This window comes from Microbispora sp. H10885 (genome assembly GCF_014161415.1).
GTDB lineage: Bacteria > Actinomycetota > Actinomycetes > Streptosporangiales > Streptosporangiaceae > Microbispora > Microbispora triticiradicis.
Genome location: NZ_JABBWY010000013.1, coordinates 20,892 through 34,592 on the forward strand (window position 1 = coordinate 20,892; position 13,701 = coordinate 34,592).

At 72.6% G+C, this 13,701-nt stretch carries 14 protein-coding genes and 1 tRNA gene; 12 read left to right on the forward strand and 3 right to left on the reverse strand.

The genetic code is table 11. The features are described 5' to 3' along the window. Nucleotides 1-39: 39 nt before the first annotated feature. Both proB and HHX37_RS30155 read left to right on the forward strand, forming a co-directional pair. Nucleotides 40-1,149, forward strand: a complete 1,110-nt coding sequence (proB, locus tag HHX37_RS30150; RefSeq protein ID WP_310738412.1) for a glutamate 5-kinase — start codon at nt 40-42, stop codon at nt 1,147-1,149. Nucleotides 1,150-1,181: 32 nt separating this feature from the next. Then, nucleotides 1,182-2,450, forward strand: a complete 1,269-nt coding sequence (locus HHX37_RS30155; protein ID WP_182878065.1) for a glutamate-5-semialdehyde dehydrogenase — start codon at nt 1,182-1,184, stop codon at nt 2,448-2,450. A gap of 39 nt (nt 2,451-2,489) precedes the next feature. On the opposite strand, the gene HHX37_RS30160 is transcribed toward HHX37_RS30155, so the two are convergent. Further along, nucleotides 2,490-3,152 carry a LuxR C-terminal-related transcriptional regulator gene (locus HHX37_RS30160; RefSeq protein WP_182878064.1) on the reverse strand — a complete coding sequence of 221 codons (663 nt, stop codon included), beginning with the start codon at nt 3,150-3,152 and terminating at the stop codon, nt 2,490-2,492. A 138-nt stretch (nt 3,153-3,290) separates the two neighbouring features. On the opposite strand from HHX37_RS30160, the gene HHX37_RS30165 reads away from it, so the two are divergent. Beyond that, the gene (locus tag HHX37_RS30165; RefSeq protein ID WP_182887622.1) at nt 3,291-4,865 is read left to right on the forward strand and encodes a serine/threonine-protein kinase; all 1,575 of its coding nucleotides are present in this window, start codon (nt 3,291-3,293) and stop codon (nt 4,863-4,865) included. Nucleotides 4,866-4,880: 15 nt separating this feature from the next. Here HHX37_RS30165 and HHX37_RS30170 read toward each other — a convergent pair whose 3' ends face one another. Then, nucleotides 4,881-5,900, reverse strand: a complete 1,020-nt coding sequence (locus tag HHX37_RS30170; protein ID WP_396700260.1) for a M48 family metallopeptidase — start codon at nt 5,898-5,900, stop codon at nt 4,881-4,883. Nucleotides 5,901-6,007: 107 nt separating this feature from the next. Between HHX37_RS30170 and nadD the strand changes: the two genes are divergently transcribed. The 5 genes from nadD to HHX37_RS30195 all read left to right on the forward strand — a co-directional run bounded on the left by nadD (nt 6,008) and on the right by HHX37_RS30195 (nt 8,739). Beyond that, nucleotides 6,008-6,619, forward strand: coding sequence for a nicotinate-nucleotide adenylyltransferase (gene nadD / locus HHX37_RS30175; protein ID WP_182887623.1), 612 nt, complete (start codon nt 6,008-6,010; stop codon nt 6,617-6,619). A gap of 305 nt (nt 6,620-6,924) precedes the next feature. Further along, entirely contained in the window at nt 6,925-7,248 is a 324-nt protein-coding gene (locus HHX37_RS30180) for a hypothetical protein (protein ID WP_182887624.1), read from the forward strand. 243 nt (nt 7,249-7,491) lie between these two features. Then, on the forward strand, nt 7,492-7,896 hold the full coding sequence (rsfS, locus tag HHX37_RS30185) for a ribosome silencing factor (protein WP_117408875.1): 405 nt from the start codon (nt 7,492-7,494) through the stop codon (nt 7,894-7,896). Nucleotides 7,897-7,921: 25 nt separating this feature from the next. After that, complete coding sequence (locus tag HHX37_RS30190) at nt 7,922-8,557, forward strand: histidine phosphatase family protein (RefSeq protein ID WP_117408876.1); 636 nt, start codon at nt 7,922-7,924, stop codon at nt 8,555-8,557. A gap of 109 nt (nt 8,558-8,666) precedes the next feature. Beyond that, nucleotides 8,667-8,739, forward strand: a tRNA-Ala gene (locus HHX37_RS30195). 44 nt (nt 8,740-8,783) lie between these two features. On the opposite strand, the gene HHX37_RS30200 is transcribed toward HHX37_RS30195, so the two are convergent. Continuing rightward, a complete protein-coding gene (locus HHX37_RS30200) occupies nt 8,784-10,169 on the reverse strand; it encodes a Dyp-type peroxidase (protein ID WP_182878061.1) in 1,386 nt (461 codons plus the stop codon). Nucleotides 10,170-10,353: 184 nt separating this feature from the next. Here HHX37_RS30200 and HHX37_RS30205 point away from each other — a divergent pair, with 184 nt between their 5' ends. From HHX37_RS30205 to HHX37_RS30220, 4 genes are all read left to right on the forward strand, one after another. Then, nucleotides 10,354-11,448: a carboxylate-amine ligase gene (locus HHX37_RS30205; protein ID WP_182883963.1), complete on the forward strand. Its 1,095-nt coding sequence runs from the start codon at nt 10,354-10,356 to the stop codon at nt 11,446-11,448. 101 nt (nt 11,449-11,549) lie between these two features. Then, complete coding sequence (locus tag HHX37_RS30210) at nt 11,550-11,903, forward strand: hypothetical protein (RefSeq protein ID WP_117408879.1); 354 nt, start codon at nt 11,550-11,552, stop codon at nt 11,901-11,903. After that, nucleotides 11,900-12,286 (forward strand): hypothetical protein, encoded by a 387-nt coding sequence (locus tag HHX37_RS30215; RefSeq protein ID WP_117408880.1) that lies wholly within the window; start codon nt 11,900-11,902, stop codon nt 12,284-12,286. The genes HHX37_RS30210 and HHX37_RS30215 overlap by 4 nt, the downstream gene beginning before the upstream one ends. 181 nt (nt 12,287-12,467) lie before the next feature. Beyond that, nucleotides 12,468-13,652, forward strand: coding sequence for a CynX/NimT family MFS transporter (locus HHX37_RS30220; protein WP_259406876.1), 1,185 nt, complete (start codon nt 12,468-12,470; stop codon nt 13,650-13,652). The last annotated feature ends 49 nt before the right edge of the window (nt 13,653-13,701 follow it).

Consider the following 13,701-nt stretch of genomic DNA (forward strand, 5'->3'; position numbering starts at 1 on the left):
CGCGGTGAGAGGGGGAGCGGTGAGAGAGGGGGAGACGGCGTGACGGGCAGGCAGCGGATCGGCGAGGCCGCGCGGCTGGTGGTCAAGGTGGGATCGTCGTCGCTGACGACCCCCCGCGGCACGATCGACGTCGACCGGGTCGACGCGCTGGTGGACGTGCTGGCCGCCCGGCGGCTGGCCGGCGCGCAGATCGTGCTGGTGTCCTCCGGCGCGATCGCCGCCGGGCTCGGCCCGCTCGGGCTGCGCGCCCGGCCCAAGGACCTGGCCACCCAGCAGGCCGCCGCCTCGGTGGGGCAGGGCGTGCTGATCGCCCGTTACACCTCCTCCTTCGCCAGGTACGGCTTACGCGTGGGCCAGGTGCTGCTGACGGCCGACGACATGATGCGCCGCTCGCACCACCGCAACGCCCAGCGGACGCTGGCCCGGCTGCTGGAGCTCGGCATCGTCCCCGTCGTGAACGAGAACGACACGGTGGCCACCGACGAGATCCGGTTCGGCGACAACGACCGGCTGGCGGCGCTGGTGGCCCACCTCATCCACGCCGACGGCATGGTGCTGCTGTCGGACGTCGACGCGTTGTACGACGGGGATCCCCGCAGGGAGGGCGCCGCCCGCATCGCGGAGGTCAGGGGACCGGAGGACCTGGAGGGCGTCGAACTCGGCACCTCCGGCCGGGTCGGCACCGGCGGCATGATCACCAAGGTGGAGGCGGCCCGCATCGCCACCGGGGCGGGCGTGCCCGTCGTGCTCACGGCGGCGGCGCACGCGGCCCAGGCGCTCGCGGGGGCCGACATCGGCACCTGCTTCCACCCGGGGGGCCGCCATCCCGGCACCCGGCTGCTGTGGCTCGCCCACGCGACGACCGGGCGCGGCCGGCTGCACCTGGACGCGGGCGCGGTCGAGGCCGTGGTGGGGCGGCGGATGTCGCTGCTGCCCGCCGGCGTCGTGAAGGTCGAGGGCGACTTCGCGGCCGGCGACCCGGTCGACCTGTGCGCGCCGACGGGCGTCGCGGTCGCCCGCGGCCTGGTCAACTACGACGCGGGGGAGATCCCCGACCTGCTCGGCCGCTCCACCAGGGAGCTGGCCAGCACACTCGGCCCGGAGTACGAGCGTGAGCTGATCCACCGGGACGACATCGTGATCCTGTAGTCCACCGAGAAGAAGCGACGGAGCGCGAGGCAATGTCTGAGGTTGTGTCCGAGGCAGAGGAATTCCTGACGGTCGCTCGGGCGGCGAAGGACGCCGCGGCGGCGCTCGCGCCGTTGCCGCGCGCGCCGAAGGACGCGGCGCTGCGTGCCGTGGCCGACGCGCTGGAGGCGGCCACGGACGAGATCGTCGCGGCCAACGCCGTCGACGTGGACCAGGCCAGGGCGAACGGCGTCCCCGAGGCGATGATCGACCGGCTGCGGCTGGACGCCGCCCGGATCGCGAAGATCGCCGGGGCCGTCCGCGAGGTGGCCGACCTGCCCGACCCGGTCGGGGAGGTCGTACGCGGGAGCACGCTGCCGAACGGCCTGGAGCTGCGGCAGGTGCGGGTGCCCCTCGGCGTCATCGGCATCATCTACGAGGGCAGGCCCAACGTCACCGTCGACGCGGCGGCGCTCTGCCTCAAGAGCGGCAACGCCGTGCTGCTGCGCGGGTCGTCCAGCGCGTACTCCTCCAACACCGCGCTCGTGCGGATCATGCGGGAGGCGCTGGCGGCGACCGAGGTGCCGGCCGACGCCGTACGGCTCGTGCCGGGCCAGACCCGCGAGTCGGTCCGGCATCTCATGCGCGCCCGGGGGCTGGTCGACGTGCTGATCCCGCGCGGCGGCGCCTCGCTGATCAACAGCGTGGTCGAGGAGTCGACGGTGCCGGTCATCGAGACCGGGGTGGGCAACTGCCACGTCTACGTGGACGCCGACGCGGACGTCGAGACCGCCCTGAAGATCCTGGTGAACGCCAAGGCGCAGCGGCCCTCGGTGTGCAACGCCGCCGAGACGTTCCTGGTGCACGCCGCGATCGCCGACGAGTTCGTCCCCAAGGCGCTGACGGTGCTCAAGGACGCGGGGGTGACCGTCCACGGCGACGAGCGGGTGCGGTCCTACGGCGCCGACGTCGTGCCCGCCACCGAGGAGGACTTCACCACCGAGTACCTCTCGCTCGACGTCGCCGCCGCGGTGGTCGACTCGCTCGACGACGCGGTCGCGCACATCCGGCGGTACGGCTCGGCCCACACCGACGCCATCGTGACCCGGTCCCAGCAGGCCGCCCGCAGGTTCGTCGCGACCGTGGACAGCGCCGCGGTGGCGGTCAACGCCTCGACCCGCTTCACCGACGGCGGCGAGTTCGGCTTCGGCGCGGAGATCGGCATCTCCACGCAGAAGCTGCACGCCCGCGGGCCGATGGGACTGCCGGAGCTGACCTCCACCAAGTGGATCTACACCGGGGACGGGCACATCCGGGTGTGACCCTCGCACCCGGGCCCGGAGGCGGCCTCAGACGCGGCCTCAGACGCGGGTGAGCACGGGACGCGAGCCGAGGCCCGCGTCCCTCGCCCGCAGCGCCGCGTCCACCCGGCTCGGCGCCTCCAGCTTGGTCAGCACGTTGCTCACGTGGTTGCGCACGGTCTTGGTGGCCAGGCACAGCTCGCGGGCGATCTCGGCGTTGGACCTGCCGTCGGCCAGCCGCTCCAGGATCTCGTGCTCCCGCTGGGTGAGGCCGGGGAACGGGCTGCGGGCCGGCGGCGTCGTCAGGCGGTCCAGCAGCCGGGGGGCCAGCCCGCCGCCGAAGACGACCTGCCCGTGGGCCACCGACGTGACCGCGGCCGCGATCTCCGAGGGGCGTGACCCGTTGAGCAGGTAGCCGTACGCCCCGGCGCGTAGCGCGCCCGTGAAGCCCGCCTCGCCGTCGTCCGCGCCGAGCGCGAGCACCCGTACGGCGGGGCAGCGGCGGGGCAGGGACTCCAGCGCGCCCAGCATGGCCAGGTCGGCCAGCAGCACCCGCGGCGACAGCCGTACGCACAGGCGGAGGGCGTCGAGGTCGTCGCACGCGGTGCCGGCGACGTGGAGTCCGGCCGCCTGGTCGAGGGCGGACCGGATGCCCTCGACGAGCAGAGGCTGATCGGCGGCGACCACGACGGTGATCGGGCCGGAGGAGTCGGTCATCGGCATCGTTGTCTCCGTCTTGCCTGTGTTTCCGGAGCAGACTCTGCCGGGACGCTCTTGTGGGCCGGTTGGTGTTCGCTTGTATCGGGTCATCGGCGCGCCTCCGCCGATTCTGGCTCCGGGCCCGCTATGGTTGGCGCTCCTATGGCTGGACGTCTCGGGCGGGTCGGCCCCTACACGCTGCTGGAGCGGCTGGGCCGGGGTGGCATGGGCGAGGTGTACCTCGCCGACGGCCGCCGGGGCGACCGCGTCGCGGTCAAGATGCTCCGCGACCCCATCGAGCACGACCCGGACGCGCGTTTACGCCTCGAGCGCGAGGTGCGGGCGCTGCGCAGGGTGGAGAGCCCGTACGTCGCCCAGGTGCTCGACGCGGACCTGTCGGGCGACCGGCCTTACCTCGTGATGGAGTACATCGAGGGGGAGAACCTGCTCGACGCCGTACGGCGCGGCGGCCCGCTCAAGGAGCCACAGCTGATCACGCTGGCGCAGGGGCTTGCCGCCGCGCTGGCGATCATCCACGCGGGCGGGATCGTGCACCGCGACGTCAAACCGGCCAACGTGCTGCTCGGCGAGGACGGGCCGGTCCTGATCGACTTCGGGATCGCCCAGGTGCTCGACGCGACGCGGGTCACGATGACCGGAACGTTCCTCGGCACGCCCGGCTACTGCGCGCCGGAGGTGTTCTCCGACGAGACGGTGGGGGAGCCCGCCGACGTGCACGGCTGGGCCGCCACCGTGGCGTTCGCGGCCACCGGGCGGCCCACCTTCGGCCGGGGCACCGCCGAGTCGCAGATGTACGCCGTGCTGAACGGCAAGGCCGATCTCGTGGGGGTGCCCCCCGCGCTGCTGTCGCTGGTGCGTGCGGCGCTGCACCGGGACCCCTCCCGCCGTCCCACCGCCGCGCTGCTCGCCGACCGCCTGTCCAGGCTCGCGCGGGTCGCCGTCGACCCGCCGGACCGCGGCGCCGGGCCGCCCGCCCCGCAGCGCGCCAGGGAGAGCGGCCGGGAGAACGGCGCGGGCGGCCCGGCCGTGCAGGTCCGGGCCTCCGCGGAGGCCGCCGCCCGCACCGGGACGGCACGGTCCCCGGTGCGGCCACCGTTGAGAAGCCCTTTGAGAACGCCGGTGAGGACCGCGGCGCGGACCCAGGCGAAGGCGGCGGCGAAGTCGGCGACCGGCCCGGCCGCGCCCGAGGGGGCGCTCGGGATCCCGACCGGGAACGCGGCGCTGGTCCTGGTCGCGCTCCTCGCGGTGCCGTGCGTGGTGACGGCGGTGATCTACCCGCTGGCCACCTTCGTGATCACCGCGGTGTTCGCCGTCGTGACCAGGGCGATCTGGACGAGCCACTGGCTGGTACGACGACGCCGGCCCGGCCGGGGACGCACCTTCCTGCGGGTGCTGCTGTTCCCCCTCACCCTGTCGGGCTCGGCGCTGTCGGCCGTCGTGTGGCCGGGCCTGCCGGCCGCCGCAGCGGCGTTCGCGGCGATCTGGGTGGGTTCCGGCGCGCGCCTGGACCCCGACTGGTGGTCTCAGGTGGTGCCGGTCACGATCGCCGGGGTCGCCTTCGGAGTGGTCAGCGGCGGGCTCGTCGGGCGGGAGATCGAGCGCGCCGGCGGGGCCATTCCGGGCCTGCGCCGGGAGGGCCTGCGGGCGCTCGCCGTGCTCGGCGGCTTCGTGCCGCTGTGCGCGGCCGCCGTACGCGCCGTCTCCTACTTCTTCTGAGCAGCCGGGCCGGGGTCAGTTCTCCCGCCGGGCGAAGCGGTTGAAGATGCGCTCGCCCGCGTTGACCGCGCCCTCCGCGACGTCGCGCAGCACGCCGATGAACGGGTCCTGCGACTGCGCCCACGACTCCCGGTAGGAGTTGGCCGCGGCCTTGATCTCGTCGGTGAGCCGGGCGTTGGCGTCGTCCTCCCGGCGCGGGTAGTCGCCGGCGAGGACGCGGTCGTACTCGCCGTCGCGGCGCCAGCGGTCGAGTTCGGCGACCCGGGTCACGGCGAACGGGTGGGTCGTGCCGAGCATGTTGAGGACCTTGAGCAGGCCGTCGCGGACGTCGCCCGCGGTGTCGTACTCCCTGGCCTGGTCGAGGAACGCCTCGATGTTCATCTCGTGCAGGCGCGAGCCGCCGGCGAGCTTCATGAGCGCGCGCAGCGCGGCGTCGGGGTCCTGCCCGGCGAGCAGGCCGCCCCGGTCGGCGGACATCTCCGCCTTGCGCTGCCACTCCTCCAGGGCCGCGACGATGATCCGCAGGCCGATGTAGCCGAGCGGGATCCAGGCCACCCGTGTGGCCAGCCGGGTCAGGATCGCGAGCATCGTGCCGTAGACGGCGTGGCCCGACAGGATGTGGGAGGTCTCGTGGCCGACGACGAAGCGCAGCTCCTCGGAGTCCATGAGGTCGAGCAGGCCCGTCGAGACGATGATGAACGGCTCGTCGAAACCGATCGCCATCGCGTACGCCTTGGGGTCCTGCTGCACGTAGATCTCGGGAATCCGGTGCAGGTCGAGGATGTAGGCGCTGTCGCGGCCCATGTCGTACAGGGCGCGGAACTGGGTGTCGGTCGTGCGCACGGCGGAGGCGAGGAACATCAGGCGGAGCCTGCGCTCGCTGAACAGGCCGGACGTGCGCTTCAGCACCGCGTCGAACCCGGAGAGCGAACGCATCGCGACCAGCGCGGACCGGTCGGCGGGATGTTCGTAGGCTCGTGAGCTGATGCCGGGCAGCTGCACGCGATTGCGATCGGGAGTGGTCATGTCCCGCATGCTATGTCTCAGGGGGCGGACGCGCGCGGGACGCCGCGAGGAGCCCTGACGGCGTCCGAGGAGGCCGGTTCACGGGCCGGCCGGGCGAGGACGTTAAGGTCCGTTCCATGCGAAACGGGACGGAGATCCGGCGGCTGGGCGTGATGGGCGGGACGTTCGACCCGATCCACCACGGCCACCTGGTGGCGGCGAGCGAGGTGGCGCACCACTTCGACCTGGACGAGGTGGTCTTCGTCCCGACCGGGCAGCCGTGGCAGAAGGCGGACCAGCGTGTCTCCTCCAGCGAGGACCGCTATCTGATGACCGTCATCGCGACCGCGTCGAACCCCCGCTTCTCGGTGAGCCGGGTGGACATCGACCGGCCGGGGCCCACGTACACGATCGACACGCTGCGCGACATCGCCGCCGCGTACGGACCGGACGCCGATCTCTACTTCATCACCGGCGCCGACGCGCTCGCGCAGATCCTGAGCTGGCGCGACGCCGGCGAGCTCTTCGACACCGCGCACTTCGTCGGCTGCACCCGGCCCGGTCACCTGCTGCAGGACCCCGGCCTGCCGGCCGGGAAGGTGAGCCTGGTCGAGATCCCCGCCCTGGCGATCTCCTCCTCGGAGTGCCGCGACCGCGTGGCCGCCGGGGAGCCCATCTGGTATCTCGTCCCCGACGGCATCGTGCAGTACATCAACAAGCGCCGCCTGTACCGGGACCCGGCCGGCTGAATCGCCGGGCGCCATCGGGGCCGCCAACGGGCGGGCAAGGGACGCGTGGTCGTCGGCGCCCCGCGCCCGCCGGATCACTCTGCGCGGTCAAATGGTCCGAGACCGCCGGGCAGGCTTGCGCCAACTCCCCTGGAAACCTTCGGGTCCGGCGATACAGGATCGGAGTACGGCCGTAAGGCGCGATGTCGCCGGAGGAATGCCGTCCCCCGACCCGGCTCGGGGAAGGCGCGCGGTCCGTTCCCGCGGTCCAGGACCTGCCTGGTCGCCAGACCCGTCCCAGCCCTGACCGGGCGCAAGGAGGGACCATGCACCCGAAATCGATGCGGCTCGCCGTCGCGACAGTTCTCGCCTCCGCGCTCGCGGTGGGAGGGGCCGCGCTGCTGAGCGGTACGGCCGCCGCCACGGCCGGCTCGGCCGCTCCCGCCCAGGTGACGACCACCGGCACGGGACACGGCACCGGACACGGCACGGGACACGGCACAGGGCACGGCACCGGATCCGGCCAGGCGCAGCGGGTGCCGCACGTCAAGCCGACCAAGCCTCACAAGCCGAGGAAGCACCACAAGAAGCCGAAGCAGCAGCAGCACAAGCACACCAAGCCTCATCACGGGCCTGGTCACGGGCACTGACGGCCGGCCCGCGTGGTCCGCGGGCGACCTGTCCGATGCGGCCCCGCACCCGTACGGGCGCGGGGCCGCACGCGTCCCTCCGGCGGAATCATCGGGCCCGGGAGGACGTTGAAGCTCCGATCCCGGGCATAACTCCGGTATCGACAGGGTGTGACGGTAGGGTCTCCACGGAAAAGCGGGTTGTACGGGGGCCGCGGACTGTGCACCCTTGAAGAGCCCGTCAACGGAGGACAGAACCGAATCGTGACAGCATCCGAGAGAGCGGCAGAGCTTGTGCGGGTGGCGGCCGAGGCCGCCGCCGAGAAGCTGGCCGACGACATCATCGCCTACGACGTGAGCGAACAGCTCGTCATCACCGACGCCTTCCTTCTCTGCTCCGCGTCCAACGACCGGCAGGTCCGCGCGGTCGTCGACGAGATCGAGGAGCGGCTGCGCGTCGAGGCCGACGCCAAACCCGTACGCCGGGAGGGCGAGCGGGAGGGCCGCTGGGTCCTGCTCGACTACCTCGACATCGTGGTGCACGTGCAGCACGAGGAGGACCGCGCCTTCTACGCGCTGGAGCGCCTGTGGAAGGACTGCCCGTCCATCGAGCTGCCGGAGAGCGTACGGCGGGTCGCCGCCCAGCGTGGGCGCGGGGCGAACCCGTGACGGACGCCGGCGCCGGGGCGGCGTGATGGGCCGCCGTGTGGTCTGCCTGCGGCACGGGCAGACGTTGTGGAACGTGGAGAAGCGCTTCCAGGGGCACACCGACATCGCCCTGGACGAGACGGGGATCGCCCAGGCCGCCCGGGCGGCCTCCCTGCTCGCGTCGCTGCGCCCGACGATGCTCGTCGCCTCCGACCTCCGCCGGGCCTACGACACGGCCTCCGCGCTCGGCCGTATCACCGGCCTCGACGTCATGGTCGACAAGGACCTGCGCGAGCGCGGCGGCGGGGAGTGGGAGGGCCTGACCCGCGACGAGATCAGGGCGGGCTGGCCGGTCGAGTACGAGGCGTGGGAGGCGCCGGGCGGCGAGGACGTGACGCACGTGGCCGACCGGGTGGCCGAGGCGGTCGAGCGCTGGGCGGGCCGCCTGGGCGACGACGGCCCGCTGGTGATCGCCTCGCACGGCGCCGCGCTGCGGCTCGGCATCTGCCGCCTGCTCGGCCTGCCGCAGGAGCTGTGGTCGGCGCTCGGCAGCCTGGGCAACTGCTCGTGGTCGGTGCTGGAGGAGGGCCGCCGGGGATGGCGCCTGATGGAGCACAACGCGGGCACCCTGCCTGAGCCGGTCAGCAGCGACGACAGCCCCGCCGCCACCGCGGACGGCTGATACGCCTGTTACCGGTGCTACGCGGGTGACCGGTGACGATTAGGTAAACGGAAGGGCATGGATATATGCTCTCCGAGCGCCGCGCCGGGAGGACTCGGAGCGGTGGCAAGGGGCTATAGCGCAGCTGGTAGCGCACCTCCATGGCATGGAGGGGGTCTGGGGTTCGAGTCCCCATAGCTCCACCCACTCGGGTGCGCGGTCACTCAGCTGGTGACTCAGCCGGGCGTCACAGGCCTTTCAGGTAGGCGAGCGACGGCATGAAGAAGTACTCGCCTCCCTTCATCGTCACCGTCTGCGGAACCTGCTGCCGGGGGGCGCTCAGCTTCTTGCCGTCCCACTCGGTGGGGAAGCGCACCTTGACGTCCCGCCTGCCCTGGCCGATCACGGGGTCGTGGCCGGTGCCCTCGGCGGGGAAGCCGGGCTCGTCGGCCCAGCTCTGCTGGGTGAACTCGAACTGGGACTGCAGGCTGGAGTTGAACGCCATGAACAGCAGGCCCACGCCGCCGGTCGGCCTGGTCGCCGGAGACGCGTCGTCCCACGGCCTGTCGGTGCGCCTGCCGTACGTCTGGCCGCGCCGGGCCATCATGACCCCGAGCGCGCGCTCCAGCCCGCCGTCACGGGAGTCGCGGGGGTTGGCCTTGCGGATGTGCGCGCTCACCGGGCACCTGGACCCGGGATCGTCGCGGTAGCTGAAGTCGTTCTGCACCGGGTGGCCCTCGGCGCTCGGCCTGCCGTGCAGCCGCAGCGGCGTGCCGTTGCGGAACCGGCCCACGAGCATCGCGCCGGCGAGCGGCCGGTCCTCCCCCTTGAAGCCGAGCGCGTCGGCGAGGGCCTCCTCGGCCTCGCGGAACGCGCGGACGTTCTGCTCCAGCTTGCGCAGCACGAGGTAGCTGCCGAAGTGACGGCTCGGGTGCGGGGCGAGGGGGTCGGCGGCGAGCACGTGGCTCAGCGGGAAGAACGGGTTCCAGTTGGTGCCGGACTCGGCGGCCACCTGGTCGGCGAGGAACAGCGGCTGGCTGCGGCCGTCCACGTAGCCGAAGTGCTCGATGCCCCGGCCCTGGGCGTCGCGCAGGCCCTCGCCCGTCTCCTCGCCGAGGATCTTCGCGGTCTTCGGCAGCAGCGCGAGGACGCGCGTGCGCGTCGCGGCGACCGGCTCGGGCGTGGCGTCCCCGATCAGCACGATCGCGTGGATCTCCCCCTGGTAGTGCTTCTCCCACGCGTCGACCGCCGGGTCGCTCAAGGTGTCCTTGCGCCGTTTCATCCCCGACTTGAACGCGTTGTCGGTGAATTTAGTGGTTGATTCGCCCAGTTTGAGATATCCGAGCTTGCTGATGCCGACGCCGACGTACGGCGTGCCGCGCTTCTTCGAGCGGTTGAACTCGCGCACCTCCTCAAGGTGCTTCCTGGCCGACTTCATGAGCGGCACCAGGGAGCGCAGGAACCGCCTGCCGTCCGCGCCGTCGCCGAAATGCACGAGCAGCAGGGACATGCTCTCGCGCACGTGCGCCTGCAGGATGTTCGGCTGCAGGTTGTCGAGCATCGCCTTGGTGTCGGCGTCGAGTTTCGCCGAATCCCAGGCGAGCGGCTTTCCGTTGGACAGGTTGACCGGCATGTCGGTTCCTTCCCCCCTAGTGGAAATGTCGGGCCCCTACCGATGAGAGCCATCATCCATGGAAAAGGTTCGGCGTACCGGGGAAACGGGGGGGGTCGGAAAGGACGGGGCGGTGGTGGCCCCGGCTTCCCGCCGTTCCGCGCAGGCCAGGCCTACTTTCCGTGACGGGGGTAGTGACCCGGCCATGATGAAGAGACGGCCTGTCGGCGTTGAAGAGGAGTTTCTTGTCGTCGACCTCCAGTCCCGGCGTCTCACGCCGCTGGCGGAGTCGATGCTGGAGCGGCTGCCGGACGAGGGGTTCTCGGCCGAGTTGCAGCGATCGGTGGTGGAGACCAACAGCACCCCGATGGAGGACCTGAGCGACGTACGGGCCGAGATCGTACGGCTGCGCCAGGCGCTGGTCGCGGCCGGAGAGCCGCTGGGCGTGGGCGTCATCGCCGCCGGGACGACCCCCAACACCGGCATCGAGGGCTACACCTTCACCCCGGGGGAGCGCTACCGCTACCTGTCGGAGTCCTACCGGTTCCTCGCCGAGGAGCAGCTCATCTGCGGGGCGCAGGTGCACGTGGAGATCGACGACAGGGACGTGGCGGTGCTCGCCGCGCAGCGCGTCGAGGCGTGGCTTCCGCCGCTGCTCGCCCTCAGCGCCAGCTCGCCCTTCTGGATGAACGAGGACAGCGGGTACGCCAGCAGCCGGGCGCTGACCTGGCAGCGGTGGCCGACGGCCGGGCCGCTCGGTCCGTTCGCCGACGCCTCCGAATACGACAGGACGGCAGAGGACCTGGTCGCCTCCGGCGTGATCAAGGACGCCGGCATGATCTACTACGACCTGCGGCTCAGCGCCCACGTGCCGACGGTGGAGATGCGCGTCTGCGACTCGTGCCCCCTGGCGGACGACGTGGTGCTGCTGGCCGGGCTCTTCCGGGCCCTCATGAGCAGGGAGATCGAGGCCGTGGAGCGGGGTGAGCCGCCGGTCGGGGAGCAGCGTCTCGCGCTGCTGCGGGCGGCCAACTGGCGGGCGGCCCGCGACGGGCTGGAGGGCGAGCTGATGTCGCCCGTCACCAGCCGGCCGGCGCCGGCGCCGCGGCTCGTCGCGTGGATGCTGGAGGAGCTGCGGCCGACCCTGGAGGAACTCGGCGACTGGGAGATCGTGTCGGAACTCGCCAACGAGGCCCTGCTCCGCGGCAGCTCCGCCTCCCGCCAGCGGGGGGCGTACGCCGTCAACGGCAGAGCCGAGGACGCGGTCGACCTGCTGCTCGCGGAGACCCGGCAGAGCTAGCGCCCTTGCTGAGCGCGGACCGGGCCGCGCGAGGGGGTGGGCGGTCGGGCCGATAGCCTTCTGGCCATGCCTCCACTGTCCGCCCACCCCCTGAGCACGGCATGAACGGCGCCTACTCGGGCTGGCTGATCGGCGCGGCCCTGCTGCTGGCGCTGGCCGCCGTGGTCACCACCGTACGGAACCGGCCGATGGGGCCGGTGCTGCTGATCGGGCTGGGGCTGCTGGAGATCGCCGTGCTCGCGCAGGCGGGGTTCGCCCTCGCCGGGATGGGGCGCGTCGCGGAGAAGGCGACCTTCGTCGGATACCTGGCGGGGACCGTGGTGATCCCGCCCGCCGCGGTGTGGTGGGGCCGGGCGGAGCGGACCCGCTGGGGCCCCGGGGTCATCGCCGTGGCCGCGTTCACCGTGGCCGTCATGACCGGGCGGCTGCTGCAGGTCTGGAGCATGGTCCCGTGAGCGACGCGGCCGTACGGTCCGGGCCCGGGCGGGTGCTCGTGGCGGTGTACGGCGTCTTCGCGCTGGCCGCGACCTCCCGCGCCGCCGTGCAGATCGCCACCCGTTTCGCCGAGGCGCCACTGGCGTACGCGCTGTCGGCGTTCGCGGCGGTCGTCTACATCGCCTTGACGGTGGCGCTGGCCCGCGGCGCCGCCCGTGTGGCGCTCGCCGCCTGCCTGGTCGAGCTGGCCGGCGTGCTGGTCGTCGGCACGCTCAGCCTGGCCGACCCGGCCGCCTTCCCGCACGCCACCGTGTGGTCGGGGTACGGCAGCGGGTACGGCTTCGTGCCGCTGGTGCTGCCCGTCGTCGGCCTGCTGTGGCTGCTGCGCGGCGTCCGCCGCTGACGATCCTTTTCAGGACTACTCCAGGAACCGGGAACAAACGAGGAGTTTGGGGCCTTTGGTAGGGTGTTAAACGTAGGATGACTGGATGAGGGGAGATGTTGCGGCGATGAGTGCCGTCGTCACGCGAAGGGCCACCGGCGAGGCTCCGTGGAGAGCCGCGTGGAGAGCGCCGGGCGGATCGATGGCGTGGCTCATCGCCGGCGGCATCGCCCTCGCCGCACTGAACCTCCGCACCGCCGTGACCAGCGTGGGCACCGTCCTCGACGAGGTGAGCACCGGGCTCGGCCTGTCCGGCGCGATGACCGGGCTGCTGACCACGCTGCCGGTGGTGAGCTTCGCCCTGTTCGGGGCGCTGACGCCGGCCATGTCCCGGAGGATCGGCGAGCACCGGCTGCTGCTGACCGCGATCGTGCTGCTCGCCGCGGGCCAGGCCGTACGCTCCCTCGTCGACTCGGCGGCGCCGTTCATGGCCGCCAGCACGGTCGCGCTGGCGGGCGGCGCGGTCGGCAACGTCGTCATCCCCACGCTGATCAAGAAGCACTTCCCGCGACGGTCCGGCGCCATGACGACCGTCTACTCGACCGCCCTCGCGGCCGGAACGATGGTGGCCGCCGCGGCCACCGTCCCGGTGCAGCAGGCCGCGGGCGGCAACTGGCACGTGGCACTCGGGGTGTGGGCGGCCCTGGCCGCCGTTGCCGCGATTCCGTGGCTCGCGCTCAGGCGCGGTGAGCCGGAGCGGCGTAGCACCCCCGCCCGGACGGCGGGCGAGAGCCTCCTGCGCAGCAGGCTCGCCTGGGCCGTGGCCGGTTACTTCGGGTCGCAGTCGCTCATCGCCTACGTCATGTTCGGCTGGCTGCCGCTGCTGCTTCAGGACAACGGCTACACCAGCGGCCAGGCCGGGGTGGTGCTCGCCGTGTTCACCGGGCTCGGCATCCCGATCTCGATGGTGGTGCCCACGCTGGCGACCCGCCTGTCCGGGCAGCGCCCGCTGGTGGTCGCCTTCGCCGCCCTGTACGCGGCCGGCTTCGCCGGGATGCTGACCGGGCACGCGATGTGGGCGTGGGCGATCCTCGTGGCGCTGGGCGGCGGCACGTTCCCGCTGGCGCTGGCGATGCTGGCGCTGCGGACCCGGACGGCGCCGGGCACCGCCGCCCTCTCCGCCTTCGGGCAGAGCGCCGGATACCTCATCGCGGGCGCGGGCCCGATCACGTTCGGCCTCCTCCACCAGGTGAGCGGTGGCTGGGCGCTGCCGTTCGGCCTGCTGTTCGCCGCCCTCGCCGTACAGGTCGTCACCGGCTGGTACGCGGGCGGCGACCGGACGCTGGAGGACGCGGACGCCGAGGGGGCTTCCCACCTCCGGGTTTAGGCAGCCCTCAGAGGGCAGGGCTTGTCGTGTAGCCCACGAGAGAAGGAGG